Source organism: Rothia mucilaginosa ATCC 25296, from assembly GCF_000175615.1.
Lineage (GTDB): Bacteria > Actinomycetota > Actinomycetes > Actinomycetales > Micrococcaceae > Rothia > Rothia mucilaginosa.
Genome location: NZ_ACVO01000004.1, coordinates 51,820 through 77,394, shown reverse-complemented (window position 1 = coordinate 77,394; position 25,575 = coordinate 51,820). Strand labels below are relative to the sequence as shown.

The 25,575-nt window shown below is 61.6% G+C and carries 21 protein-coding genes; 13 read left to right on the top strand and 8 right to left on the bottom strand.

Annotated features, from left to right (window positions below):
• Positions 1-186 precede the first annotated feature (186 nt).
• The 11 genes from folP (at position 187) to ROTMU0001_RS00940 (ending at position 13,791) form a co-directional block, all read left to right on the top strand.
• Positions 187-1,146: a dihydropteroate synthase gene (gene folP / locus ROTMU0001_RS00990; RefSeq protein ID WP_005507621.1), complete on the top strand. Its 960-nt coding sequence runs from the start codon at positions 187-189 to the stop codon at positions 1,144-1,146.
• 72 nt (positions 1,147-1,218) lie between these two features.
• Positions 1,219-1,632 carry a dihydroneopterin aldolase gene (gene folB / locus ROTMU0001_RS00985; RefSeq protein ID WP_005507619.1) on the top strand — a complete coding sequence of 138 codons (414 nt, stop codon included), beginning with the start codon at positions 1,219-1,221 and terminating at the stop codon, positions 1,630-1,632.
• Positions 1,632-2,252 (top strand): 2-amino-4-hydroxy-6-hydroxymethyldihydropteridine diphosphokinase, encoded by a 621-nt coding sequence (folK, locus tag ROTMU0001_RS00980; RefSeq protein ID WP_005507617.1) that lies wholly within the window; start codon positions 1,632-1,634, stop codon positions 2,250-2,252. The genes folB and folK overlap by 1 nt, the downstream gene beginning before the upstream one ends.
• A gap of 45 nt (positions 2,253-2,297) precedes the next feature.
• On the top strand, positions 2,298-2,816 hold the full coding sequence (locus ROTMU0001_RS00975) for a DUF3180 domain-containing protein (RefSeq protein WP_005507616.1): 519 nt from the start codon (positions 2,298-2,300) through the stop codon (positions 2,814-2,816).
• Positions 2,803-3,552 (top strand): PH domain-containing protein, encoded by a 750-nt coding sequence (locus ROTMU0001_RS00970; RefSeq protein ID WP_005507615.1) that lies wholly within the window; start codon positions 2,803-2,805, stop codon positions 3,550-3,552. The genes ROTMU0001_RS00975 and ROTMU0001_RS00970 overlap by 14 nt, the downstream gene beginning before the upstream one ends.
• Complete coding sequence (locus tag ROTMU0001_RS00965; RefSeq protein WP_005507614.1) at positions 3,552-5,432, top strand: PH domain-containing protein; 1,881 nt, start codon at positions 3,552-3,554, stop codon at positions 5,430-5,432. Before ROTMU0001_RS00970 ends, ROTMU0001_RS00965 begins: the two co-directional genes overlap by 1 nt.
• Positions 5,433-5,560: 128 nt before the next feature.
• On the top strand, positions 5,561-6,523 hold the full coding sequence (locus tag ROTMU0001_RS00960; RefSeq protein ID WP_005507613.1) for a Rossmann-like and DUF2520 domain-containing protein: 963 nt from the start codon (positions 5,561-5,563) through the stop codon (positions 6,521-6,523).
• Positions 6,520-7,467 (top strand): pantoate--beta-alanine ligase, encoded by a 948-nt coding sequence (panC, locus tag ROTMU0001_RS00955; protein ID WP_005507612.1) that lies wholly within the window; start codon positions 6,520-6,522, stop codon positions 7,465-7,467. The genes ROTMU0001_RS00960 and panC overlap by 4 nt, the downstream gene beginning before the upstream one ends.
• A 52-nt stretch (positions 7,468-7,519) precedes the next feature.
• Positions 7,520-9,103 carry a lysine--tRNA ligase gene (gene lysS, locus ROTMU0001_RS00950; protein ID WP_005504365.1) on the top strand — a complete coding sequence of 528 codons (1,584 nt, stop codon included), beginning with the start codon at positions 7,520-7,522 and terminating at the stop codon, positions 9,101-9,103.
• A gap of 704 nt (positions 9,104-9,807) precedes the next feature.
• Positions 9,808-10,161 carry a histone-like nucleoid-structuring protein Lsr2 gene (locus ROTMU0001_RS00945; protein WP_005507611.1) on the top strand — a complete coding sequence of 118 codons (354 nt, stop codon included), beginning with the start codon at positions 9,808-9,810 and terminating at the stop codon, positions 10,159-10,161.
• 1,074 nt (positions 10,162-11,235) lie between these two features.
• A complete protein-coding gene (locus ROTMU0001_RS00940) occupies positions 11,236-13,791 on the top strand; it encodes an ATP-dependent Clp protease ATP-binding subunit (RefSeq protein ID WP_005507610.1) in 2,556 nt (851 codons plus the stop codon).
• Between the two features lie 137 nt (positions 13,792-13,928).
• Here the strand turns inward: ROTMU0001_RS00940 and ROTMU0001_RS00935 are convergent, their stop codons facing one another.
• Positions 13,929-14,951: an HhH-GPD family protein gene (locus ROTMU0001_RS00935; protein WP_005507609.1), complete on the bottom strand. Its 1,023-nt coding sequence runs from the start codon at positions 14,949-14,951 to the stop codon at positions 13,929-13,931.
• 92 nt (positions 14,952-15,043) lie between these two features.
• Here ROTMU0001_RS00935 and ROTMU0001_RS00930 point away from each other — a divergent pair, with 92 nt between their 5' ends.
• A complete protein-coding gene (locus tag ROTMU0001_RS00930) occupies positions 15,044-15,826 on the top strand; it encodes a hypothetical protein (RefSeq protein ID WP_005507608.1) in 783 nt (260 codons plus the stop codon).
• Positions 15,827-15,925: 99 nt separating this feature from the next.
• Here ROTMU0001_RS00930 and ROTMU0001_RS00925 read toward each other — a convergent pair whose 3' ends face one another.
• Positions 15,926-16,165: a hypothetical protein gene (locus ROTMU0001_RS00925; RefSeq protein WP_005507607.1), complete on the bottom strand. Its 240-nt coding sequence runs from the start codon at positions 16,163-16,165 to the stop codon at positions 15,926-15,928.
• 155 nt (positions 16,166-16,320) lie between these two features.
• A complete protein-coding gene (disA, locus tag ROTMU0001_RS00920; RefSeq protein WP_005507606.1) occupies positions 16,321-17,397 on the bottom strand; it encodes a DNA integrity scanning diadenylate cyclase DisA in 1,077 nt (358 codons plus the stop codon).
• A gap of 208 nt (positions 17,398-17,605) precedes the next feature.
• Here disA and radA point away from each other — a divergent pair, with 208 nt between their 5' ends.
• Positions 17,606-19,039, top strand: coding sequence for a DNA repair protein RadA (gene radA / locus ROTMU0001_RS00915; protein ID WP_005507605.1), 1,434 nt, complete (start codon positions 17,606-17,608; stop codon positions 19,037-19,039).
• A 120-nt stretch (positions 19,040-19,159) separates the two neighbouring features.
• Here the strand turns inward: radA and ROTMU0001_RS00910 are convergent, their stop codons facing one another.
• The 5 genes from ROTMU0001_RS00910 to ROTMU0001_RS00890 all read right to left on the bottom strand — a co-directional run bounded on the left by ROTMU0001_RS00910 (position 19,160) and on the right by ROTMU0001_RS00890 (position 25,215).
• Complete coding sequence (locus tag ROTMU0001_RS00910) at positions 19,160-20,488, bottom strand: FUSC family protein (RefSeq protein ID WP_005507603.1); 1,329 nt, start codon at positions 20,486-20,488, stop codon at positions 19,160-19,162.
• Positions 20,489-20,659: 171 nt separating this feature from the next.
• Positions 20,660-22,351, bottom strand: a complete 1,692-nt coding sequence (locus ROTMU0001_RS00905; protein WP_005507601.1) for a polysaccharide pyruvyl transferase family protein — start codon at positions 22,349-22,351, stop codon at positions 20,660-20,662.
• Positions 22,352-22,353: 2 nt separating this feature from the next.
• Positions 22,354-23,421 (bottom strand): glycosyltransferase family 2 protein, encoded by a 1,068-nt coding sequence (locus tag ROTMU0001_RS00900; protein ID WP_005507599.1) that lies wholly within the window; start codon positions 23,419-23,421, stop codon positions 22,354-22,356.
• Positions 23,422-23,563: 142 nt separating this feature from the next.
• Complete coding sequence (locus ROTMU0001_RS00895; RefSeq protein ID WP_005507597.1) at positions 23,564-24,598, bottom strand: inorganic phosphate transporter; 1,035 nt, start codon at positions 24,596-24,598, stop codon at positions 23,564-23,566.
• Positions 24,598-25,215 (bottom strand): hypothetical protein, encoded by a 618-nt coding sequence (locus tag ROTMU0001_RS00890; protein ID WP_005504391.1) that lies wholly within the window; start codon positions 25,213-25,215, stop codon positions 24,598-24,600. Before ROTMU0001_RS00890 ends, ROTMU0001_RS00895 begins: the two co-directional genes overlap by 1 nt.
• Positions 25,216-25,575: the final 360 nt, after the last annotated feature.

Here is a 25,575-nt window from a genome sequence, read left to right as displayed (position 1 = left end):
GTGCGCGCCGCCGACCGGGAATGCGCCCGGTGCGGTATGCGTGCCCTCTCAGCATACCTTTAAATAAGTATCTGTAATGCAAGTATTGCATGCCGTGTCCCCAGAATCGACCCCACAGCTGCCCCAATCACTGTGTCAATCACTGCGGCAAACATGGGAGCACCGCAGATTCGGTACGATAAACCCATGACTGAATCCACACACACCACCCGTGTAGCCCCCCTGCCCTGCGACGCGCTCGCCGCCGAACGCACCCTCGTGATGGGCATCCTCAATGTCACCCCCGACTCCTTCAGCGACGGCGGCCAGCACTACGCCGCCACCGACGCCATCGCCCGCGCCGCCCGCATGATCGCCGAGGGCGCCTCCATTATCGACATTGGCGGCGAATCCACCCGCCCCGGTGCCGTGCGCATCAGCGTGGAGGAGGAGCAGCGCCGCATCCTGCCTGTCATCGAGGCAGTCGCGCAGATGGGCACCACCATCAGCGTTGACACCATGAACCCGCAGACCGCCCGCGCCGCCATTGCCGCCGGTGCGCACATCATCAACGATGTGTCCGGTCTGAACGTGAGCGATGAAATGATTGAAACCGCCGCTGAACTGCAGGTGCCGTACATCCTCATGCACGCCCGCGGCACCTCCCAGACCATGAACAGCCTGGCGGAGTACCCGCGCGGCGTGGTCACCGAGGTTGTGGAGGAGCTGACCGGCCTGCGTGAGCGTTTCCTCGCCGCCGGTGTGCTGCCGCAGAACCTGATTCTTGACCCGGGTCTGGGCTTCGCGAAGGGCGGCATGCAGGATTGGGAGCTGCTCGCCGCCATTGACGAGCTACAGGGTCTGGGGCACCGCCTGCTCATTGCCGGTTCCCGCAAGCGTTTTATCGCCAACGCCCTGACTGCGGCGGATATGGCGCTGGCTGAGCGCCTGAACGCGAGCGGTTTCACCGCAACCGATGCGGGTGAGGCTGAACGCGAACTGTGGCAGTCGCTGTCGGAGCCGCGCCCGGCTCAGCATCGTGCGGCAGCCTCTGCGGCGGTGACCGCCCTGGTGGCGGCGCGCGGCGTGTGGGCGGTGCGCGTGCATGACGTGCCCGCCAGCGTGGATGCGGTGACGGTCGCCTCCGCGCTGCGCTCCGTAAGCTAAGGCTCTGTCAGCTAGAACCACCAACCCCGCCCACAACCTCCGATTACCCGAATACCCTCTAGGAGACCCCCAATGACCCAGGCAGATTACGCCCGCCACGACCGCATCACCCTCACCGGCATTACCGCCAAGGGCTACCACGGCGTGCTCGACTTTGAGAAGCGCGACGGCCAGCCCTTCGTCGTGGACGCGACCCTGTACAGCGATTTTTCCGCCGCAGCCGCCACGGATGACCTGACGAAGACCACGAACTACGCGCTCGTGGTTGACCTGATTCACCGCCACGTGACGAACGGTTCCCTGGACCTGATTGAGACCCTTGCGGTGAACATTGCCGAGGGTATCCTTGCGATGTTTGAGCTTGTGGAGGCGGTGGAGATTACCCTATCGAAGCCGCAGGCGCCGATTGAGTTGCCGTTCGGTAACGTTGCGGTGAGCGTGTTCCGTGAGCGTGCCGCGGAGCGCGCGGCTGAGGGCGGCCGCTAGTGGCGGGCACCCAGAAAACCGATACGCAGAAGCCCAACACCCTGAAACACCGCGCGGTGTTGGCGTTGGGCTCGAACCTGGGCGAAAGCGAAGACACCCTGGAACGTGCCGTCGCCGACCTGGTGGCGGGCGGCGTGCAGCTGGTGCGTGCCTCCGGGTTGTACCGTACCGCCCCGGTGGGTGGCCCGGCGGGTCAGCCGGATTTCGTGAACGCGGTCATTGAGGTGACCACTGACCTGGGCGCCTACGAGCTGCTGAAGCTGTGTAACGCAGTGGAGGCGGCGCATCACCGTGAGCGCCTGGTGCGTTGGGGCCCGCGCACCCTCGATATTGACGTGATTGACTATGGCGGCGTGATCTCTGAGGATCCGGTGCTGACTTTGCCGCATCCGCGGGCGCAGGAGCGTGCTTTTGTGCTGGTGCCGTGGGCGCAGATGGACCCGCAGGCGTACCTGACGGTGACCCGGCGTGCGGAGCCTTCGGGGGAGCGGCCGGATGAGGTTCCTGCGCCGCTGAGCCGCGAGGTCGTGAACGTTGCGGAGCTGTCCCGCACGCTGCTTGGGGCGGATGAAGACGCTATTAGCTATATGCGTGAGATGCAGGTACCTGATCAGCCTTAAATGTGGCACTCTGGAAGGTAGAAGAACCTACCGAAAGGAAACACCATGAAGCCCCTGAGTTATCGGGCGATTATTGTGGCGGCTGTGTGCGGTGCCGCTGCCGCTCTTATGGTGAATTCCGTGATGATTGGCGCCGGTTTTGGTGAGCTGAATTTTTCGTGGATGCTCGGCGCGGTGTGCCTGCTGGTTGCGGCGGGTGCCGTGTGGCTGGGTGTGCAGGTGGCTCGTTATCGTCGTATTCAGACGCGTGAGAAGGTACCCCATATGGGCCCGATTCTTGCGGCGCGTGCGGTGGCGTATGCGCAGGGTTCTATCATGACCGGTGCCCTGTTGACGGGCTGGTGCGCTGCGATTCTTGGCTACCATGTGGCGATGGTGTCTGTGCGCGGTTTTTCGGTGGTCTTTTGGGAGGTTCTTGTTAATTGTGTGGGCAGTGTTGCCCTGCTGATTGCTGGCCTGTGGGCTCAGCATTGTTGTCGTATTCCGCCGGAGGATGATGAGGATGCGGCCTCCTCTTCCGGTGCTGTAAAGCCGCGAGAGGGAGGAACCTATGTCGGCTCCTAACCAGAATAGTTATTCGCCGAATGGTCAGTACGGGCAGGACGCCCAACAGGGTCAGTATGGTCAGTACGGCCAGGGTCAGCCTGCTCAGCAGAACCAGTACGGACAGTACCAGCAACCCTACGGTCAGGCTGGTGCCCCGTATGGACAGCAGAGCCAGTATGACCAGCAGACGCAGTACGGTCAGCAGGCTCCGCCCGCTGCCGCGTACCCGAACGCGCCTCAGCCGGTTCCCTCGCAGCCCGTGCCGGAGCCGCAGTGGGTGCCCGCCGCCTCCGGCTACCTGACGGTTCGTTTTGTTCACACTATTTCTGCTTTGGCGCTCCCGATTCTTGCGGGTGTTGCCGTGTATTGTGCGGGCGCGTTCTTCGGCGGCCCGGAGGTGCTACGCATCGTCGGCCTAGTGGTGGTCGCGGTGTTTGGTTTGTGGGGTCTGTGGTGGATTCTGACCACGCCGCGCCGTACTCGCGCGCTCGGCTACGCGCTGGAGTCGAATCATCTGATGGCTCGCCGCGGTATCGTGTTCCGTTCGATGAGCTCCATGCCGTACGGCCGCATCCAGTATGTTGATGTGGATTCGGGCCCTCTGGAGCGCATGTGCGGTGTTGCCCGCCTGACGGTGCGCACCGCGGGTACGACTACCGGCACGATGGTGCTGTTCGGTATTCCGCTGAACGTGGCGGAGGAGCTGCGCGCGGATCTGGTGCGCCGCGCCGATGAGCGAATGGCGGCACTCTAATGAGTACCCCGGTCCCGCCCAACCCCGCGCCGCAGGCACCGCAGCCTCCTGCCTCCCAGACACCGCAGGAGCAGAAGTGGTGGCGTGCCGATATTCGCACGTTCATCATGAACCTCTGGTTCATTATTCTGTTGGCGTTTGGTTTCTTCCAGAGCATTATCCTGAATATTTTGACCACCCCGCCGAACGAGTGGGGCGCGCGCCTGACGCAGGCATTTGATGAGAACAACAGCTACTTCAGCGCAACGTACTCGCAGCTTATCGGCTTCGCCGTGCTCGTGCTGATTCTGGTTGGCGGCTCGATTGACTGGTGGTTTACCCGCTATAGCCTGGACGATTTGGCGATTCACCGCCGTAGCGGTTTTCTGTTCAAGAAGAACCGCACGATCCGTCTGGAGAGCGTGCAGAGCGTGGATATTTCGCGTCCTCTGGTGGCGCGCCTGCTGGGTCTGTCGGAGCTTCGTTTTGAGGTGGCTGACGGCTCGTCGGAGGCGCTGCACATCAAGTACGTTTCTGCCCGCAAGGCAGAGGTTCTGCGCCGCACCGCGATGGCGAGTATTAACCTGCTGCGTTCGGAGGCGACTGGCCGCCCGGTCGACGTGCTGCCCGATAGCATGCAGATTTCGGCGGAGCGCATGCCGGATGCGGATCAGCTGCATCAGCCGTTTGAGGCATCTTACGAGGCGTCCTATGGTGCGCCCGCGCAGGACGGCGCCCAGCCCGCTAATCAGCAGGCAACGCCCCAGCAGGGCGGATACTCGCAGCCCGCACCCGAGCAGTCTGCACCCCAGCACCCCGGTACTCAGCAGCCCGCTGTATCCCGCCGCGGCGCTCGCGGTCGTATGCCGATGCCGGTCGCGGCCGATCCCTCGCAGCCGCCGATTTTCCGCATCTCGAATGTGCGTCTGATTGCCTCCATCATGCTGGAGCACCTGGTGTGGCTGGTTCCCGCCGTGACCCTCATGGTCGGTGCCGCCGTCTTCGCCGCGATGATGGGCGGCGAGAGCCCGTTCCTCATTTTCATGGCGATGCTACCCGGTATGTTCGCGCCCATGGTCGGTTATGTGGTTGCCCTCTGGACGCGTTTTGATGGTGCCGCAAACTTCAAAATCACCCCCAGCGGTCAGGGCGGCGTGACCCTGCGCTACGGTTTCACCGGCACGCACACCCAGAACGTGATGGTTGAGCGTATTCAGGCACTCGCCGTGGAGCAGTCCATCCTGTGGCGTGCGTTCGGCTGGTACCGCATCAAGATGACCATTGCCGGTATCGGTATTGAGAAGAACGACAACCAGAAGGTTGTAACCCGCAATGTTGCCCTCCCGGTTGGCAACAAGCAGGAGACGCTGATGGTGTTGCGTCTGCTGTTGCCCGCCCTGGATGAGGGGCAGGCGCAGGTGCTGCTGGATACCGCCAACGGCTCGCTGAAGAGTCAGAAGCCGCAGGTTCCGGCAATGATTGTGACCCCCTCTTCGGCGCGCTGGATGGACCTGCTCACCTGGAAGCGTAACGGCGTGACCACGGTCGGTTACACTGCCGGTTCGGTGCAGGCGACCACCCGCATTGATTCTGATGCGGCGCGTTCGAGCGTTGGTGAGCATACGCGCGGTGACCTGCTGCTGATTCGTGGCGGCTACTTTATCCGCACGCTGTCGATTGTGCCGGTCAGCCGTGTGCTGAGCGTGAGCCGAGGCCAGGGCCCGCTGCAGCGTGCCTTCGGATGCGCGAGCGTGCATTTCGGTACGGTGCCCGGCCCGGTGCGCACGCTCATGATGCACTTGCCGCCGCGCGTCTGCGAGGACCTGGTGTGGCTGATGACGGTTCGGTTGGAGGGTATTGAGCCTTACTACCGCGTACCGGTGATGAGTGGGCGTCCCTAAGCCAGCCCGTCAGCTGAGCTTCCCCGCCGGGTTAGCGGGCAGCAAAACTACAGATCACACCCTGCCGTCGGTGTTCTTCGTGACACCGACGGCAGGGCCTGCGTGAAAGGGAGAATATACTTAAAGCCGTGATACAGCATTCAAAACCTGCGCGTTTGGGCATTGGAATTATTTCCGCCGGGAGGGTCGGAGCCGTCCTCGGTGCGGCTTTGCGCGCCTGCGAGCACACTATTGTGGGTGTTCACGCGGTGTCTGAGGCTTCCCAGGAGCGCGCCGCGATGCTGCTTCCCGATGTGCCGCTGCTGCCGGTGGAGCAGATTGCTGAGCGTAGCGAATTGCTGATTCTTGCGGTTCCCGATGATGAGTTGCCGGGCCTTATCACCTACCTGGCGTCCTCGGGAAGTATTACCGCCGGTCAGATTCTGGTGCATACCTCCGGTCGTCACGGCACCGAGGTTCTCGCACCGGCGACCGCGCTGGGCGCTATCGGTTTGGCGATTCACCCCGCCATGACGTTTACCGGCATGTCCGTGGACCTGCAGCGCCTGAACGGCACCTGCTTCGCAGTGACCGGGCCTGCACCGTTCATCCCGATTGCTCAGGCACTCGTGGTGGAGATGGGCGGCGAACCCGTGCACGTTGCCGAGGCCGACCGAGCGCTCTACCACGCCGCCTTAGCGCACGCCGCGAACCACCTCGTGACCATCCTGGGTCAGTCCCAGCAGATGCTCGCCTCCATCGGTATTGAGGACCCGGCACGCTACATGGGGCCGCTCGTGCGAGCCGCCGTGGACAATGCGCTCGCCAGCGGTGAGGGTGCTCTCACCGGGCCCGTGGCACGCGGAGACGCAGGCACCGTGAAGGCTCACCTTCAGGCTCTGAATGAGTACTCAGAGCATGAGAAAACAGGTGATATTACAGACTCTTATGCCGCTCTGGCACACGCAACCGCAAAAAGAGCGCATAATAGAGGTTTGTTAAACGATGAACAACTGGGACGAATTGAAAATCTGCTGGGTGAGTCTTCGGACCGCAACCACCCCGGCGATATTGATGATTCAGCCCCCGAAAACAAGGAGTTCTCGTCATGACTGAGACTTCGATGCCCCGAGTCGTGACCACCATTGCGGATTTCCGCACGGCAATCACCGAATCCCTTGCCGCAGCGCAGGAAGAACTGGACCGGGCAGCCCGCCAGGAGGCGGAGCAGAACGGCACCGCAGTTCAGTACACGAACGCATCCCTGGGCTACGTGCCCACCATGGGCGCCCTGCACGACGGCCACGCAACCCTGTTGCGTCGCGCCGCTGAACAGAATGATGTAGTGGTCGCCTCCATTTTTGTGAACCCGCTGCAGTTTGGCCCCGGCGAGGATTACGAAGCATACCCGCGCACCCTGGAGGCAGACGCTGCCCTGGCTGGTGCCGCCGGTGTTGACATTATTTTTGCCCCCGAGGTTGAAGAGATGTACCCCGACGGTGACCCGCTCATCCGCATTTCGAGCGGCGAGCTGGGCACTAAGTTTGAGGGTGCGACCCGTCCGGGCCACTTTGATGGCGTGCTGGCCGTGGTCAATAAGTTCTTCAACATTATTCGCCCCGCAGCCGGTAACCACCCGGTGAATGCGTACTTCGGTCAGAAGGACGCTCAGCAGTACATCCTGATTCAGCGTATGGTGCACGATTTCAACCACGACGTGACCATGCGCCCTGTGGCGATTGTTCGCGACGATAACGGTCTGGCGCTGTCTTCGCGTAATAGTTACCTGTCGGATGAGGAGCGCGAGTCTGCCCTGGTGCTGTCCCGCACCCTGGCGATGCTTCGTGAGAATTCGCTGAACCGTGGCTTCCACGAGATTGATTTGGACGGTGCGCGTGAGCGTATCAACTCCACTCCGGGTGTACGCCTTGACTACCTGGAACTGGTCGACCCGATGACTTTCGGTGAGCCGACTGAGGAGTCGGAGCGAGTGCTGGCACTGGTTGCTGCGTTCGTTGGCCCGACCCGCCTGATTGACAACATGGACCTGCGCTAAGCGTTTGCGCGTTTAGAAGAGTCCCCAACACACTACACAGATAGGTATCACTGTGAGCACTGAGCACACTGCCGCACCGGCGATTGCTGATATGTCCGAGCAGATGCAGATTCGCCTGGAGAAGCGTGCGAAGCTGATCGAGTCGGGTCGCGAGGCATACCCGGTGGGTCTGCTGGATTCTGAGGGTAACCGCGTGGAGCCCAACCACATTGAGGATCTGCGCGCCGAGTACGATCCGAAGCTGGCTGCTGAGGAGCTGAAGGCTGGCGACGAGACTGACCGTGTGGTGCATGTTGGTGGCCGCGTGGTGTTCGTCCGTAACACCGGTAAGCTGTGCTTTGCGACCCTGCAGGGTGGCACCGAGGGTAAGCGCATCCAGGCGATGCTGTCGCTGGCTGAGGTTGGCGAGGAGTCCCTGTCTGAGTGGAAGTCCCTGGTTGACCTGGGCGACCACGTGTTCGTGACCGGCCGCGTGATTGTTTCTCGCCGCGGTGAGCTGTCCATCATGGTGACCGACTGGAAGATGGCGTCGAAGGCGCTACGCCCCATGCCGGTTCTGCACAAGGACCTGAACGAGGAAACCCGCGTTCGCCAGCGTTACCTGGACCTGATGGTTCGCGAGGAGGCTCGCGAGCTGGTGAAGAAGCGCGCCCTGATTACCCGCACCGTCCGCCGCGTGCTGGAGGATCACGGCTACATTGAGGTTGAGACCCCCGTTCTGCAGCTGGTGCACGGTGGCGCGACGGCTCGCCCGTTCCGCACCCACCTGAACGCTTTTGACCAGCCGATGACCATGCGTATTGCGACCGAGCTGCCGCTTAAGCGTGCAGTGGTTGGTGGTATTGAGCGCGTGTACGAGATTGGCCGCGTGTTCCGTAACGAGGGTGTGGATTCGACCCACAGCCCCGAGTTCACCACCCTGGAGTGCTACGAAACCTACGCTGACCAGTTTGTGATGGCTGAGCGCATGAAGGAGATTATCCAGAGCTGCGCGAAGGCTGTCGGTACCGAGCGTATTGAGACTGAGAACGGCACCATTGACCTGTTCGGTGAGTGGAAGTGGGTTGGCGTGTACCCGGGCCTGTCTGAGGCTGTGGGCGTTGAAATCACCCCCGAGACTGACGCTTCGGTTCTGCGTGAGATCGCTGAAAAGCATGAGGTTGACATCGACCCGAAGTGGGACGCTGAGAAGCTGGTGACCGAGCTCTTCGGTGAGATTGTTGAGCCGACCCTGGTGAACCCGACCTTCGTGTACGACTACCCGCCGAGCGCTCAGCCGCTGGCGCGTCCGCACCGTTCCGGTGAGCCTCTGATTGAGGCATGGGACCTGATTATTGGCGGCATGGAGCGCGGTACCGCGTTCTCCGAGCTGATTGACCCGGTCATTCAGCGTGAGCGCCTGACCGCTCAGTCGCTGCTGGCTGCTGCCGGTGACGATGAGGCGATGGAGCTGGATGAGGACTTCCTGCGCGCCCTGGAGCACGGTGCACCCCCGATGGGTGGTCTGGGCCTGGGCATTGACCGTCTGATTATGCTGCTGGCGGGCGATCAGGATCCGGAGCGTCCGGGTACCGTGGTGCGTCAGCCCGGTATTCGTGAGACCATTCTCTTCCCCCTGATGAAGCCGGAAGCCTAAGCTTTAGCTTCACCTCGAGGGTTGCTTATACTTCGCCTTGAGAGGCGATAATGCGGCGGGTGCCGCGGATACGGTTGTATCTGCGGCACCCGCCGTTTTTGCATGCACTCTTTTGCACGGTGTATAGCGTGTGGTGTGGGCTTGGATTGGTATTTGCACAGGTCAGGGGCGTTTTCCGGTGCTTTTTTGCTCTATTCTGGTGCTGATTTATGCTGCTCTATTCGTTCTGGCGGGTGTTTCTGTTCTTATACACGAATGTGTTGTGTAGAAAAGAATGAGGTGCCGGGATAGGGGTAGAATTTCGCTTTTGAATATCGTAGGAATGCCTGGAGCGAATAGCGTATTGAGGTGCCCGTGTGGGTGGTGTAATTCCTGTGGATTGTTGGTAGCGCCGGGTTGTGTATTGTTCGATATTGTCCCAGAGTGAGTGCTGGAAGAATCCAAAGTATTTGCACCCTGAACTTCACTTTAATGTTCTTGTAGTGGATGCAGATTTAACGGGATGCACAGAAGCGATATATCGCTGTGGGTGATTGGTGCATTGTTTCAATGCTTAGATATTTTCGGAATTTTTAATATATTTCTGTTACTATATGAAAGAAAATTAGTACATAAATATATCCGGCACACTATTTTCTCAATCTCCGATAGAGGCTTTTGGGTTTACTCCACAGGATATATGCAACAGATGAGGAGGTGCCTCAATGGCACAGAAGGTTCGCATCATCCTTGAAGACGATCTCGATGGTGGCCCCGCAGACGAAACTATCCGTTTCGGTCTGGACGGCGCTCACTACGAAATCGATCTGTCCTCCGCAAACGCAGCTCGCCTGCGTGACGCTATCCGCCCCTTCGTAGCGAAGTCCCGCCGCGTGCAGGGTACCGCTACCCAGCGCACCCGTGCACCCCGCGGTACTGCTGCTCCGGTTAAGCGCAACCCCGAGACCGCAGCAATTCGCGAGTGGGCTAAGGCTAACGGCCACAAAGTTTCTGACCGCGGTCGTATCCACCAGGACATTCAGGACGCATACTACGCAGCAATGAAGGCTCAGGACTAAAGGTTCTAAGTTATTGCGTGTAACCGGAGGTGCTGGTTCTTTAGGGCTCTAAACCTCCGGGTGCTCAAGGCGGGCGGTGTTATCACCGCCCGCCTTTTGTTGTGCCCCCTTATGCGTTGTGTGTTTTGTGTATCTAATGGGGCGTGTTTTGTGCCTAATTCCAATTAACTATTTACATGTAAAATATATTGATCCTTTGCTGATGCCCGCTTCTGAATTATTAGGAGGAAGAGTGGGGAATCGGATACGCAATCTGGTGTCGAGGTTGGGTTCCTCATTTAGGTTTCATGCATTGGCAGGAAGGCTAAAGGTGTTGTTGCATTAATCTCTTCGGTGCGGTTGTTATGCGCCGTTGTTGTGCGCCGAGATATTCCCCTTGTAAGAGGTACAGAGCGTACCCTGAATAGAGTCGAAAATAATAAGCGCCCTACCTATGTATCGACGTGGGGATTTCCTCTGATGTCGAGATGATTATCGGATGGAATTCTGATGCAGATTGTCTGAAGATTATGCAGAAATATATACCGGAAATGGTGCCGTTATATATTTTTGCGAATTATTGAAATTTCTCACGCAAACATATAAATTTTTAAAAATTTCTGCATTATATTCACGCGCGTGCAGAAAACATGCGGTTTAGGTGTTGGTCTATGTGGCTTCTTTTGGGTTCTTCTCTTCCGTAAACCCGCGTATCGGCACTGTAGACCCTCGGAACCCACTTGTAGCACCTGCCCGTGGTACATCCGACGGTAATATGCGCATACTCTGCACAGGCAACCCCGGGAAAAGTAGCCAGTCCCGGCAAAAACAGCTGGCCCCGGCAAAAGCAGCCAGCACCGGCAAAAGCAGTCAGCACCGACCGGGCGGCACCCATCCACCTTCAGGTAGGCTCACTTGCGTGAGCTAGACCCCTCAAAACTGCTCCTGAGCCCCGCCAGAAGCCCCGAAACTGCGCCTAAACCGCCCCGAACAGCCTATCTGTTCTCTTGATGGCGAACAGACGCCCATCAGCCCGCCCTTTCAGCCGCGCTCAACGTACTCTTGTATCAATAGGAAAATGCAAGGAGTGCGTAAATGTTTGAACGCTTTACCGATCGAGCTCGGCGCGTTGTGGTGCTTGCCCAGGAAGAGGCACGCATGCTCAACCACAACTACATCGGTACCGAACACCTTCTGCTCGGTCTGATTCACGAGGGCGAAGGCATCGGTGCCCGCGCCCTGGAATCATTGGGCGTTACCCTGAACGCAGTACGTGAACAGGTTCAGGACATCGTCGGCCCCGGCCCCCAGGCGCCTAACGGTCACATCCCCTTCACCCCGCGCGCGAAGAAGGTTCTCGAACTGTCCATGCGCGAGGCTATTCAGCTGAACCACGGCTACATCGGCACCGAACACATCCTGCTGGGCATGGTTCGTGCAAACGAGGGCGTAGCAAACCAGGTGCTGGTCAAGCTGGGCGCTGAGCCCGCTGCCGTGCGCCAGGCCGTTATGGACCTGATTTCTGGTTACCCCGGCAACAACTCCGGCGATAAGGAAACCGCTGGTGTGGGTGCGGGTAACTCTCGCGAAGGCACTCCCGCGGGTTCGACCATCCTGGATCAGTTCGGCCGCAACCTCACCGCAGCAGCACGTGAGGGCGAGCTGGACCCGGTCATCGGCCGCCACAAGGAGATGGAACGCGTCATGCAGGTCCTCTCCCGCCGTACCAAGAACAACCCCGTGCTGATTGGTGAGCCCGGCGTCGGTAAGACCGCCGTCGTGGAGGGCCTGGCACAGGCTATCGTGCACGGTGACGTCCCTGAGACCCTCAAGGATAAGCACCTGTACACCCTGGATCTGGGCTCCCTGGTCGCAGGTTCGCGCTACCGCGGTGACTTTGAAGAGCGCCTGAAGAAGGTTCTGAAGGAAATTCGCTCCCGCGGCGACATCATCCTGTTCATTGATGAGATTCACACCCTCGTCGGTGCAGGTGCCGCAGAGGGCGCAATTGACGCTGCCTCCATCCTCAAGCCCATGCTGGCTCGAGGCGAACTGCAGACCATCGGTGCAACCACCCTGGACGAGTACCGCAAGCACATTGAGAAGGACGCCGCCCTGGAGCGCCGCTTCCAGCCGATTCAGGTTGAGGAGCCCTCTCAGGAGCTCGCCGTGCAGATTCTCAAGGGTGTGCGCGATAAGTACGAGGCACACCACCGCGTCACCATTACCGACGAGGCTATCGAGACTGCCGTGAACCTTGCGGCACGCTACATCTCTGACCGCTTCCTGCCAGATAAGGCTGTCGACCTGATTGATGAGGCGGGCGCACGCCTGCGCATCAAGCGCATGACCGCACCCCCGGAAATCAAGCTGCTCGACGAGAAGGCAGCCAAGCTGCGCCAGCAGAAGGAAGACGCCATCAACTCCCAGGATTACGAGAAGGCCGCAGGCCTGCGTGATCAGGAGCAGAAGGTTCTGGCTGAGAAGGAAGAAGCCGAGAAGGCATGGCGCGAAGGCGGCGACGCATTCGGCACCGTGACCCCCGAGGTTATTTCTGAGGTTCTTGCCGCTTCCACCGGTGTTCCGGTCTACAAGATCACCGAGGAAGAGTCCAGCCGCCTGCTGACCATGGAGCAGGAGCTCCACAAGCGCGTCATCGGTCAGGAGCACGCTATTGCGGCACTGTCCCGTGCTATCCGCCGTACCCGCGCAGGTCTGAAGGACCCGCGCCGCCCCGGTGGTTCGTTCATCTTCGCCGGCCCGACCGGTGTGGGTAAGACCGAGCTTGCCAAGGCTCTGGCGGAGTTCCTGTTCGGCGATGAGGATTCGCTCATCACCCTGGATATGTCCGAGTACCAGGAGAAGCACACCGTCTCCCGTCTGTTCGGTGCGCCTCCCGGCTACGTTGGTTACGATGAGGGCGGCCAGCTGACCGAGAAGGTCCGCCGCAAGCCCTTCTCCGTGGTCCTGTTCGACGAGGTTGAGAAGGCTCATGCCGACCTGTTCAACTCGCTGCTGCAGATCCTGGAAGACGGTCGCCTGACCGACTCGCAGGGTCGCGTGGTGGACTTCAAGAACACCGTCATCATCATGACCACCAACCTGGGCTCGCGTGACGTGAACCGCCGCATCCCGGTTGGTTTCCAGGCGATGGATGACACCGCAGCCGACTACGAGCGCATGCAGGCACGCGTGATGGAGAACCTCAAGGAGCACTTCCGCCCCGAGTTCCTGAACCGTGTGGATGACATCATTGTCTTCCCGCAGCTCTCCGAGTCTGAGATTCTGCAGATCGTGGACCTGTTCGTGGGTCGCCTGGCTAAGCGTCTGGCGGAGCAGGATATGTCCATTGAGCTGACCAACGCTGCGAAGGTTCTCATGGCAGCTAAGGGTTACGACCCGTCCATGGGTGCTCGTCCGCTGCGCCGCGAGATGCAGCGCAACATTGAGGACGCCCTGTCCGAGAAGATCCTCTTCGGCGACATCAAGCCCGGTGAGAAGATCACCGTGGACGTTGAGGGCGAGGGCGACTCCGCGAAGTTCGTCTTCTCTTCTCAGCCGATGAAGGAGCTGGCTCTGGACTCGGTGCAGGAGCTGAACGAGGGCGAGTCTTCCGAGGCACCTGCCGCTGAGGGTCAGGGCAACGACTAAGCTCTGGAATAAGTCCTAGGTAGCTAGGCTTAGCGCACTAAACGCCTGAGGGGCGGTACCGGAATTATCCGGTACCGCCCCTCAGGCGTTTCTATTATAAGCCCCAGGAGCCTCTAGGAGCCTGTCTGCGGCGGGTACTAGAGCGAGACGAGCACAGTACCGCCCTGCGTGACTTCGCGGGCGAGAGAGTCCGCCAGCAGCCCCGCGTAGCAGCGCTGCAACTGCTCGGCAGCGGGGGAGAGATCGTACAGCGCCTTCAGTGGACGATGCACCGCGGCGGGTGCATCCGCCGGGAAGGCCAAGTCAGGCGAAGCTGATGCACCAGTGGCCGCAGTGGTGCCTGCACCCAGGATGAGGTCGCGTTCCACCGGCTCATGCGCCGCACGCAACACCGCCATGACTGCGCCGCGCACCTGGCGGTCCGTGCCGTGCCAGCTCTGACCCTTGGGGGTGTAGTCCGCCTCCGGCTTACCTGCCGCAACCCAGGCACACAGATCCTCCACCGGGCACAGCTGACAGGTTGGGGACTTTGCCGTGCAGACCAGCGCACCGAGCTCCATGGTCGCCGCGTTCCACAGGCAGGAGGTGGGGGTGTCGGCGGGCATGAGCGCCTCCGCCAGGCGAGTCTCAGCCGCCGTCAACGAGCGGGAGGGCAGAGCCTTGCCAGACACAGCGCGCGCGTGCACGCGGCGGATATTCGTATCAATCACCGTGGCGCGCAGACCAAACGCAAACACGCTAATCGCCGCCGCAGTGTAGGAACCCACGCCCGGCAGAGCCAGCAGCGCATCATACTCGGCGGGAACCTCACCGCCGTGCTGCTCCACAATCGCTACAGCGGCACCGTGCAGACGCTGCGCGCGGCGCGGGTAACCCAGGCGGCCCCAGGCGCGCACTGCCTCCGAGGCGGGCTCGGCGGCAAGGTCGGCGGGGGTGGGCCAGCGGCGCATCCACTCCTCCCACACGGGAAGCACGCGCTTGACGGGGGTCTGCTGCAGCATGAACTCGCTGACCATCACGCCCCAGGGGGTGCACTCGTCACGACGCCACGGTAAATCGCGTGCCTGGTCAAGGAACCACTGGTTAATGCGTTGGTGAAGCGCTTCAACATTGGTTCCTTCGGGGAGGTGCTGAGTAGGGGTGGATGCTTCTGTGGTCATCCGAAAAGCCTACGCCACGAGGCATATATTCCCAAAACTGCATGAACAGAGTTCACTGTGAATCTCAGGGTTAAACCCGGTATCCTTGAGGTATGTCTGAAAATGGTCCCGTTCTGCCTCCCGAAGTGTACCGCCGCCGTCGCATCGTGGCGGTTATTGCTCTGCTCGCTATTATTCTGCTGCTGGTTGCCGGCGTGACCTCCATGGTCGGCATGATTAACGGCAAGAAGGAGGCTACCGTAGCCTCCACCGCGACGGCTTCCGGCGCGCCCTTCCAGAGCTTCAGTGCTCGCCCCTCCGAAACTGCTTCGGCTACCCCGTCCGCTAGTGCGACTGCCTCGGCTACCGCAACTGCCTCGGCTAGCGCTTCGGTAACCCCTTCGGTGACTGCATCTGCAGCACCCACTGCAAGCGCGACCACCGCTACCCCCGTAGCAACCCCGACCACGCCCGCGCCGACTCCGAGCGTGACCACTGCGGCTGTTGTTGCGGCGTGCACCGCGAACGACCTGAAGGTGACCGTCACCCCCGCGAAGCGTACCTTCGCAGCCGGTGAGCAGGTGTCCTTCCACGTGACCTACACGAATTCCTCGAAGACCCCCTGCGCTGTGGGCGGCGAGGGTGCAAACACCGGCGTGGATCTGAACATTACTTCCGGTGCAGCTCAGGTGTACACCCGTAGCCTGTGCGCGGCGACCGCCGTTCAGAAGTCTGAGGTAGCCGCAGGTGCTGAGGGTGCAACCGACCTGGCGTGGGATCGTAAGATCAACGTCCTGGGTTGCTCCTCCGCTTCGACCGCTCAGAAGGGATCTTACTGGGCGACTGCCACGGTGAATGGTGTGACTTCGGCTCAGGTGAACTTTGTGATTCAGTAGTTCACTTCTATAGTTTTCGCCCGTGAATGGGCACGCAAAAGCCCCCGTGCTGGATATTCTCCGGCACGGGGGCTTTTTGTATAGGTCTATTGCGTGGCACTATTTGGAGGCGCGCGGCTTGGCGAAGCGGCGCTCACCCAGGTACCCGAGCAGGCTACCGAATGCGGTCCACTGCAGTGCCGCCAACAGCAGGGTGGACAGGTCGGTCACCTCAAAGGAATTGGGGATGACCTTGAACCACAGCAGCGGCAGGTAAATCAGGAACAGAATGGGGGACGCCCACACGAAGAACGGGACGGGGCGCTTAGCCGACGGATACTTAGCTCGTGAGTACGACATTGTGACCTCCAAGGGGTGTCATGATGCTTGAGGCACCAGGGTGCGGAGGGAACTCCGCTGTCACTACATCATAATGCAAAAGGTTCTTGTGAGGCAGGAAAAGGCCGCCGTGCCAGATAGTCTCCGGCGCGGGGGCTTCTCGTATGGGTCTTGGGTTAGAGGTACTTCTCCAGGCTGCTCTCCGCCATGCGGGACAGCTGCTCACGCACCGTGCGGGCACGAGCCTCACCCACACCGTCCACGGCACGCAAATCCTCGAGGGACGCTGCCATCAGGGCCTGCAGGCTGCCGAAGCGCTCCACCAGACGCTCAGAAATAGCGTTCGGGATGCTCGGAATACCGGCGAGCAGACGGAAACCGCGAGGCTGCAGGGGGAACTCCAGGTCGGGGTTCTCGCCAAAGCCGACAGTGCGGGCAATCGTGCGCAGATCCACGATAGCCATATCGTCCAGGTTCTGAAGCGCCTCAACGCCGGCGGCGATCAGCTCGTCATTCGTCTCGGGCAGATAGTCGCGCAGAATCAGATCGCTGGCGGTCATCTCGGGGGCGCGCAGCTCCTCCAGCTGCAGGGCAATGAGGCGGCCGTGCACGCCGAGCTCCAGCACGTAGTGGCTGACCTCGCGGATAATGCGGTTCACCATCTCCATACGCTGAAGGGTCATTGTCACATCCGCCAGGGAAACGTTCGACTCAATCTCCAGGGCAGACAGGCTGGAGAGCACCGAACGCAGACGCTTCTTATAGCTTTCAAGGGTCTGAATCGCCTGGTTTGCGCGGGCCATCAGGTACTGGCTGTCCTCAACCATGTAGCGGGTGCCGTCAACGTACACCGAAATCACGGACATCGAGGCACTCACCGAAATCACCGGGAAACCGGTCTGAATCGCGGTGCGTTCGGCGGTGCGGTGGCGGGTGCCGGATTCGTTTGTCTCAATGGAGGCGTCCGGCATGAGCTGCACGCCGGCGTGCAGTAGGCGGGTGGCGTCACGGTCGCAGATGATAGCGCCATCCATCTTCGCCAGCTCGCGCAGGCGGGTTGCCGAGAACTCGGTGTCGATGTTGAAACCACCCGAAGACAGGGAGGATACGGTGCGGTCGGATCCGAGTACGATGAGCGCGCCCGTACGGCCACGCATGATGCGTTCCAGGCCCTCGCGGAGCTCGGTGCCGGGGGCGATTCGGGCGATAGTTTTAAGCAATAGGTCACTATAATTCATCTGCACAAAAAACATTGTACCCGTAAGGGCGGTTATTGAGCCAGGTCAGGGGCGGAACGGCGGGCTAAAGTGCCTTAAAAGCGAACGGATATTCTCGATATTTATACGGGAGTGCACGAAGCGAAACTATCTACATTTAAGAGTAAAAATGCGTTCTGCGGTACCCCATTTCGCCGTGACCAAACACCGCGCACCATATCGCCCCAGACCCTAAAATAGACCCATGACCGCGCGCACGAAAAACACCAAAACCGCACCCGCCTACCGCTGTACCGAATGCGGCTGGACCACCGCCAAATGGGTAGGCCGCTGCGGCGAATGCCAAACCTGGGGCACTGTCGAAGAAGCCGCCGGGGGCACCCGTGCGCGCACCCGCGCCGCATCCAGCGTGCAGAAACCCGCCCAGCCCATCGCAGAAGTCGACTCGCGCGTAGCCGCCTACATGAGCACCGGAAACCCCGAATTTGACCGCGTGCTCGGCGGCGGACTTGTACCCGGCGCGGTCATCCTCATGGCGGGCGAACCCGGCGTGGGCAAATCCACCCTGCTGCTGGATGTCGCCGCCACCTTCGCGCGCGGCACCGCCGGGAGTGCGGGACAGCAGGGGGTGCAGAATATCGCACCCCAGCCGCCGCGCCCGGTCCTGTACATTACCGGCGAGGAATCCGCCGCGCAGGTCAAGCTCCGCGCCGACCGCATCCGCGCCATCGCGGACACCCTCTACCTGACCAGCGAAACCGACCTCGGCACCGCCCTGGCGCATATTGAGCAGGTCAACCCCTCCCTGCTGGTCATTGACTCCGTGCAGACCCTCGCCTCCGCGGAAGTTGAGGGTAGCGCCGGCGGCGTGACCCAGGTGCGTGAGGTTGCTGCCTCCGTGATTGCCGCGGCTAAGGAACGCAACATGTGTACCCTGCTCGTGGGTCACGTGACTAAGGAAGGCACCATCGCGGGCCCGCGCCTGCTTGAGCACCTGGTGGACGTGGTCTGCCAGTTCGAGGGCGATAAGCACTCGAATATCCGCATGCTCCGCGCGATTAAGAACCGCTTTGGACCCACCGACGAGGTGGGCTGCTTCGACATGCACGAGGACGGCATCGCACCGGTGCTGGACCCCTCCGGCATGTTCGTTTCAAGTACCCCGCACCCTGTGGCGGGCACCTGCGTGACCGTCACGATGGAGGGCCGCCGACCCCTGCTCGCGGAGGTGCAGGCGCTGCTGGATCAGGCGGTGGCACCCGCCCCGCGCCGTACCGTTTCGGGCCTGGATTCGGCGCGTATCCAGATGCTGTTGGCGGTACTGCAGCGCCGCGCCGGGCTGAACGTGGGCAAGCTCGACTGCTACGTATCCACGGTGGGTGGCGCGAAGATTGCCGAGCCCGCCGCCGACCTGGCGTGCGTTATGGCGCTTGCCTCGGCGGCGCAAAATAAGCCGCTACCGCGCAAGCTCGCGGTCTTCGGCGAGGTTGGCTTGGCGGGTGAGGTGCGCGCCGTTCCGGGCATCCGCCAGCGCATTGCGGAGGTGGGCCGCCTGGGCTTCACGCACGTGCTGGTGCCCGCCTCCCCGACTGGCGTGGGGGACGTGCCCGAGGGCGTGACCGTGCGTGAGGTAACCACCCTGGGTGAGGCGCTCGCGCTGCTCTTCCCGCAGAAGTAGCCGCCCGCGCATCAACAGCATGGAGATAGCGGAGGAGGGGGCTCCCGGCTGGCGTGAATACCGGCTGGGAGCCCCCTCCGCTGTGTCTTGGCGGTTGCCACTGACTCCGCTAGAACCCCGCTAGGAGGAGCGGCTCTCTTCCTCGTTCTCGTGCAACATGATGTTGATCGAGCGGGTGTTGAGCTTGTTCGTGCGGTGGGTGTTCACTGCGCTATCGGTCACGTCGTCAACCACCATGGAGTCATCCATGTCAGCGTCAACAATCGGGATTGCCGAGGTACGCGGTGCGTGTTTGGTGACCGCCTCACCCAGGGGCACCAGAACCGCCACGGCGTCCTTGTGGGACATACCGGTTGCCTCCATAAAGTCCACCACAATCAGGCGGAGCATCAGCACGAGTGACTCGCCCTCAAAGGTTGCCACACCCATCGTGCGCGGCTCGAGGGTGCCGGCAAGCTTAATCATGCGCTCGCGTGCCTCCATCATGTAGTGCTCGCGTTCGCCCTCCGTTGGGGCAGACATGCCCAAGCCGAGGCTCTGTGCCGACACCGACAGCTCGGTCAGCGCGTCACTGAGCGAGAGCTGCGCGGCAGTGCGTAGCTGCACGTGGTGAATCGTGGACGCCATGCGGCGGTTGAGCACACGGTCGTTACGAATCGCCAAATCTACCGCGGCGAGGGTCTTTGCCATGCGCGCCAGCTCGCCCTTGCTCTTGCGGCTATTCCAGGACAGCTCATTCATACCCTGCGCGGTGATTAGGTCGCCTCGGCACGCATCATACAGCGGTTGCAGGGCGCGTGCATCAAGCAGGCTCTGGTACGCCTTGTTGTAGTCGTAGTAGCGGATTGCTTCGGAGGAATGCTGGAAAACCTTCGCGAACGCATCCATGAGAGCCTGCGCGCGGGCACGCGGGTTCTTACGCGGGTCGCGCGGCATCAGGTACATGGCGAGGAACGCAAAGGCGCCACCAACGATACCGTCGAAACTGCGGGTGAACGCATCGTCAGGTACGGGCAGCAACAACGTGAAACAGGCCTGGAAGCTGAGCTGAATCGTAAAAATAATGCCCTTATCAATAAATCGGGCAATAATCACGGTCAAGAAAAGCACCACTGCCGCCTGCCAGGTGCCGTGACCGAGCAGAATCAGCAGAAGGTCGCCAATGAGAATGCCGAGGGTCACGCCGAAGGAGACCTCAAGGATTCGGCGGGAATGCTTAGCACCGCTTACATAGCCGAGGGATACGAGGGCAGCGACCGGTGCGAAAATGGGCTCGTGGTGGCCCAGGATGTGCTCAGCGAAAAGCCAAGCGCCCATAGACGCCGCAACAATCTGCACAGACTGAAAGAAGTCTGCTCGGACTCGGTGAATACCCTCATGAATGAACTGTCGGGTGTTCTGTTCAGTAGTGCGTAGAATCTCTGCGAAGCGTGCCATGGGAACCATCATACCGGCGCGTGTGCCGTGTACAAGGGGGTAGGGGAGTGTTGGGTTGAAGTGTGAGAGACCCCGCGCCCCGTACCCGCCCCCTACCCGCTCCAAAGCCGCGTTTTTCGCGGAAACCTAGCTCCAAAACCGCTGCTCTAGCCCCGTTACGCAGCCTTGCCCCCGTTCCGCAACCTAGCCGCGGAGGCGGTGCGCCACCCTCGCCAGCAGGCCCGGCTTCGTCTCGGCGGGCGCTTCAGAAGATGACTCAGGCTCAACGGTGACAGGATGCGTTTCTTCGGCGCCGTGCGCACTGTACGCACCACCGATAGCGCGGGCACGTTCGAGCTGCCGACGATGCTCGGCATCCCAGGAGTGCGCCCGGTCAGACATCGCCCACTCGAAACCCGCGGTGAGGGAGGTTTCGGTAAAGAGATCGCGTGCGGCGCGGACGGTTGCGCCCAGCGGCTCGGGGAGAGCCGGAACCTGTTCTACAGCGGGGAAGGGCGCGGGGGCCGCACATTTCCCAGAGCCAAGAATCTGCGCGAGCAGGTAGGAACGCTCTGCGCGCAGCACCTCCAGCAGCTCGGTGCGGCGTGCATCCGATGCCACCGCCGCGTGCCGCAGGGCGGCGGCAACCATCAGCTCGGGAACGCCACCGGCGAGCATGCCCAGCGGCAGGGTGAACTCGCCCAGCCCGTACTGACGCAGGGCACCGCCTACGCGCATCTGCGTGAAGGCGTCCGGCACGAGGGCGAGCACGGGAATACCCGCCGCGGCAGAGAATACCGCCGGGTGGTAGCGGCTGGTCAGCGTGAACGCCGCGCCACAGTGCACGGTGATGCTCTGGTCCGCGTGCAGAATTGGCAGCAGGGCTGCCGGGGTGGAGGGGCTGAGCTGCTCAGCGATACGCTGGTGCACCTGAATATCGCCGCTTTCGGGGTTCTGCGGGTCGCCAAAATGGCTCAGGAATACGGGCGCGTAGCCGTGCTCACGCCACATGCCATCGAGTAGACGCGCAATCTGCTGTGCCTGCTGGTCGGTGCACCCGTTGACGGTCACGCACACGTAGCGTTCGGGCAGCTCATCCAGTGCCTGACCTGCGGAAACGCCTTCCGCATAGTGCAGGGTACGCGCGGGGGAAGCTGGCAGGTAGTCGGTGGCATCGTCCACGCTCAGGCGCGCGTCAATACCCCGCTCACGGCACCAGGCGAGGGAAGAATGTTCGCGCACCGTCACCGAACGGGCGGTGCGCAGCATACGCTCCAGAACCTGCGCGTCCTCGGGGTTGAGCACCGGGCCCAGGGACTGGCCGGTCACATACACGGGCACGCCCGCATGCTCGGCGGCACGCACCGCGGCGGCGCGTTCGTAGAGCAGCCAGCCGTAGCGGGAGTTGAGGTTGCCGCCGCCGGAGACCACAACTGCGTCCATGGTGGCGATAGCGTCCGCGAATTCCACCATGCGCTCAACGGTCTGCGCCAGGGGATGTAGCACATCCGGCAGCGCCTGCACCTGCGGCAACACCGACAGCTCAGAGGGGGAGGGGCGCTCCCGGTCGGCGTGCAGCTGCGCCAGGATGCACTCAAACGCCGCGAGGGTTAGCTCGCGTTCAGCCGGCGCCCAGGGGAAGAGGAAAAACGGCAGGTACTCGTAGGGCGTGCCCGCCTCATGGTTTACCGCCGCGCCAATATAGCGCGCCGAATGGCCCACATCGCGGGTCATGAGGGTGACCGCCGCGCCGCCTTCGGAAAGCGCCTGAGCGCTCGCAATGGTCATGGCTTCGTCGCCTACGTGGTAGGTGTGCTGGCCGATATCGCCAATGACGAGCACACGCGGTGCTTCAGTAACGGGCAGTGCTGTAGAAGAATGATTGTTTTCTGTCATGGCTACGCGCCCTTCTCGCCGGTAGAACCATCCTCAGCACCGCGACGAACCAGGGAACGCTTCGCCAAGGAACGCAGCGCGCGGCCCGGGGTGCGCAGGTGCTTGAGAACCCGCAGACGCTCCTCAATAGCCTGCTGGCGGTTCTCAATAGCCTGCTGACGGGCCTCGATACGTTCCAGGCGGCTCTCAATAGAGCGCAGAATGTCCAGGGATTCGCGGGTCAGATCGTGCCCGTCAATGACGCGGCGCTCCAGGTCAGCCGCCAAATGTGCCTGGTACAGGTACGCGCCCGGTCGGGCACCCGCCTGCAGATCCTCGCGGATAGCGCGGGCACGCACCATCGAATCGAAGCGGGCGTGATCAGCCTGGCGCTTCACGCTATTCGCCTCGGAGCCCTCCGCGTCGGGGCGTAGCGACCAGTACGCCAGCGGCTCATCCACCAGCAGAATATCGGCGACTGCGGCGGCACGCATGTTGAACTCCCAGTCGCCGACCACCGGCAGGGACTCGTCATAGAAACCGACCAGCTCGTGCAAGCTGCGGCGGTAGAGAATACCGATCGGCACGGCACGGTTCGTGCGGAACAGGAACTGCAAACCCATGCCGGGCAGGCCGTCGTGGAAAATACGTTCCTCGTACACCTCGAACTTGCCTTCGGCGTTCTCGCGTTCGTACCGCTCCACAATGCGGGTGGTGCACATGAGCGCGCCGCTCTCTTCCAGTGCCGCGACGGTGCGCTCCAGGAACTCGGGTGCCCACAGGTCGTCGTCATCGTGAATCGCCACGTATTCGGAGGTGGTCGCCGCCAAACCGGCGTTGGATGCCGCCTCCATGTTGCCGCCGGCGGTGGTCAGCAACTGTACGCGGCTGGAATCCTGCGCGTTAGAACCCAGCAAACCCAGCGGGGATGCCTCAATGACGGCGCGGGTTGCCTGTTCGTCGCCTCCGTCGTTAATCACGCAGACCGTGTAGTCGGTGAAGGTCTGCTGCGCAATATTCTCCAGGGCGCGGCTCAAGAAGCGGGGGCGGCCCTTCGTGCGGACCAGAATAGCTACGGTAGGAGAAGACATAACCACAATCAGTCGAGGGTGAATGGGCCCGTGCCAGCCCAGGAACTCAACCCATTATGAAGGTGTGCACTGTTCAGACTCAACCCGCCGCCCGGCTATCCCGCGGCAGTGAGCATGCAGGGGCATGCACCGCCCCTAAAATCTAGTGGATGGACTGTAGAGCCACCATCGCCAGCACACCGAGCACAAAGCACGCCGGAATGGTTACCAGCCACACCAGAAGAATCTGCAGAACAATCCTGGATTTCAACGCGTTAAAACGCTGGTTCACTCCCGCGCCGAGCGCCGATGCAGTCGCCAGGTGCGATGAGGAGAACGGCACTTGCAGCAGGAAGTAGCCGAGCACCTGCACCACCGCGGTCGTGCCCTGAGCGACCGCGCCACGGAACGGGTCCAGGCGCACCATCTTGTAGGCGAAGGTGTAGCCGATGCGGCGGCCACCGGTCAGCGTACCGGCACCCAGGCTGAGGGCAATGATGATGGTGCCCAGTAGCATTCCGCCCCAGGTGAGGGACTGAATCAGCGCCGGATCCATGATGCGTTCGCTCAGTAGCGCCCACAGCAGCAGGTACAGGTAGCCGGTCTGCAGGCCGTGTAGCAGCGAAATCGCGGAGGCAGACACCGCCAGCACCTCGCGGGCATGCTGATTCACCAGGCGCGGGTTGTGGCCGACCACCAGCCGGTAGAACGGCACCACCATCAGCCAGGACAGCAGAAAAATGAGCGGTGGCAGGTAGAAGAGCGGCAGCAGGGTCGCCCCAAAAATATGCGGTAGGAAGGCGAGAGAACCGAAGCCTTCAGCGGCGCTGTCACTCCTCGTCTGGGTCCACCAGCTCACGCCGGCAAGGGCACCGACCAGCGCGTGAGTTGAGGAGGAAGGCAACCGCAGGAACCAGGTGAGCACACCCCAAATAGCGCAGACGAGCAGCGCCGCAACAATGCCGTTCAGGCCGGTGGTACCCTCCGGGGCACTCACCCACGAGGCGGAATACTCACCGAGTAGCAGGAATGCACCAACCACACCGAGCACGTTGAAGAGCGCGGCAAGGTACAGGGCGGAGCGCTCGCCAAGGGCGCGGGTACGCACCGGAACAGCGACGGAGTTGGAGGCGTCGTGCACACCGGTAACGTAGACCGCGGCAATGAAGGCGCAGCAGGCTAGAAGACCCAGGAGCATTAGGATTCCTGAACGATAATGCGGCCGATCTCGGCGGACACATCACGCATAGCGTTGGAGGCGGCGGTCAGCTGCGCCAGGAAGGTGGCGTAGCGGCGGTACCGTTCGGGGGTGTAGCGTTCGGCAATGTACGCGTCGTATTCTTCGGCGGTGCGTAGCGCCTGGCGGGAGATGCGCAGCATGTCCATCCAATAGTTGTCGAGGCCGCGAATATCGGCGAGTTTGGGGATGACGGCGGCGGTCAGCACCGCCTGACGCTGAATGATGTCCAGGATTGAGGTGATGTGCGTGGCGAAGCCGTCAATGCTATGCAGGGACAGCACGTGCGCGGCGCTGGTAAGCTTCTCAACGGCGTTGGTGAGCTTGCGTGCCAGCGTGTACAGGTCTTCACGCGGAATCGGCGGGGAGAACGAGCTACGCACCTCGGTGAGGGTGCGGAACAGCAGGTTCGTGGAGTCCGCCTCGTGGGTGAGCATGCGTTCGAAGAGTTCGGGGTACTCCGCGACGGGGGAGCCGACCATTTCAGAGAGCAATGCCGCCGCCTCACCGACCTGCGCTGAAATTTCAGCGAGGGAGGCGAGGGATTCGTTGGCGTGGGGGAAAAGTCGGTGCAGCATAGTTCCCAGTCTAACCAGTATTGGGTGCTGCGGGTGCGCATAGCCCGCGCGTATCTCATGAGCGCTCGAGTTTCAGACGCAACCACATCGGGCTGACGGCGGCCTTCTAGACGGGGTTTTAAACAAAAAACGGTGGGGGTCAATTTCTCGACCCCCACCGGAACGTTTAGGGATGTCGGGTTGGGAGCGCCTCTCGGCGGAAGGCCGCTCGAAGCGGCTAAAGATTTGGAGCCCGGGGCTACCTATTAGCAACCCGACATCTTGTAATTATTATCCACCCGCACCCGGCGCAGAGTCAATCGGAAACAGGCTTTTCAGGCCTTTGCGGCCCAATGTGGAACCTGTGCCAATTCGCGGCAC

What these genes read in the sequence shown, in the direction of transcription:
- ROTMU0001_RS00925 (WP_005507607.1), bottom strand. Translation starts at nt 16,165, where the DNA reads ATGTCGTACTCACGAGCTAAGTATCCGTCGGCTAAGCGCCCCGTCCCG.
- ROTMU0001_RS00895 (WP_005507597.1), bottom strand. Translation starts at nt 24,598, where the DNA reads ATGCTCCTGGGTCTTCTAGCCTGCTGCGCCTTCATTGCCGCGGTCTAC.
- ROTMU0001_RS00945 (WP_005507611.1), top strand. Translation starts at nt 9,808, where the DNA reads ATGGCACAGAAGGTTCGCATCATCCTTGAAGACGATCTCGATGGTGGC.
- ROTMU0001_RS00975 (WP_005507616.1), top strand. Translation starts at nt 2,298, where the DNA reads ATGAAGCCCCTGAGTTATCGGGCGATTATTGTGGCGGCTGTGTGCGGT.
- ROTMU0001_RS00900 (WP_005507599.1), bottom strand. Translation starts at nt 23,421, where the DNA reads ATGTCTTCTCCTACCGTAGCTATTCTGGTCCGCACGAAGGGCCGCCCC.
- folB (WP_005507619.1), top strand. Translation starts at nt 1,219, where the DNA reads ATGACCCAGGCAGATTACGCCCGCCACGACCGCATCACCCTCACCGGC.
- ROTMU0001_RS00965 (WP_005507614.1), top strand. Translation starts at nt 3,552, where the DNA reads ATGAGTACCCCGGTCCCGCCCAACCCCGCGCCGCAGGCACCGCAGCCT.
- ROTMU0001_RS00905 (WP_005507601.1), bottom strand. Translation starts at nt 22,351, where the DNA reads ATGACAGAAAACAATCATTCTTCTACAGCACTGCCCGTTACTGAAGCA.
- ROTMU0001_RS00910 (WP_005507603.1), bottom strand. Translation starts at nt 20,488, where the DNA reads ATGATGGTTCCCATGGCACGCTTCGCAGAGATTCTACGCACTACTGAA.
- ROTMU0001_RS00890 (WP_005504391.1), bottom strand. Translation starts at nt 25,215, where the DNA reads ATGCTGCACCGACTTTTCCCCCACGCCAACGAATCCCTCGCCTCCCTC.
- ROTMU0001_RS00935 (WP_005507609.1), bottom strand. Translation starts at nt 14,951, where the DNA reads ATGACCACAGAAGCATCCACCCCTACTCAGCACCTCCCCGAAGGAACC.
- ROTMU0001_RS00970 (WP_005507615.1), top strand. Translation starts at nt 2,803, where the DNA reads ATGTCGGCTCCTAACCAGAATAGTTATTCGCCGAATGGTCAGTACGGG.
- ROTMU0001_RS00940 (WP_005507610.1), top strand. Translation starts at nt 11,236, where the DNA reads ATGTTTGAACGCTTTACCGATCGAGCTCGGCGCGTTGTGGTGCTTGCC.
- radA (WP_005507605.1), top strand. Translation starts at nt 17,606, where the DNA reads ATGACCGCGCGCACGAAAAACACCAAAACCGCACCCGCCTACCGCTGT.
- disA (WP_005507606.1), bottom strand. Translation starts at nt 17,397, where the DNA reads ATGTTTTTTGTGCAGATGAATTATAGTGACCTATTGCTTAAAACTATC.
- ROTMU0001_RS00930 (WP_005507608.1), top strand. Translation starts at nt 15,044, where the DNA reads ATGTCTGAAAATGGTCCCGTTCTGCCTCCCGAAGTGTACCGCCGCCGT.
- panC (WP_005507612.1), top strand. Translation starts at nt 6,520, where the DNA reads ATGACTGAGACTTCGATGCCCCGAGTCGTGACCACCATTGCGGATTTC.
- folP (WP_005507621.1), top strand. Translation starts at nt 187, where the DNA reads ATGACTGAATCCACACACACCACCCGTGTAGCCCCCCTGCCCTGCGAC.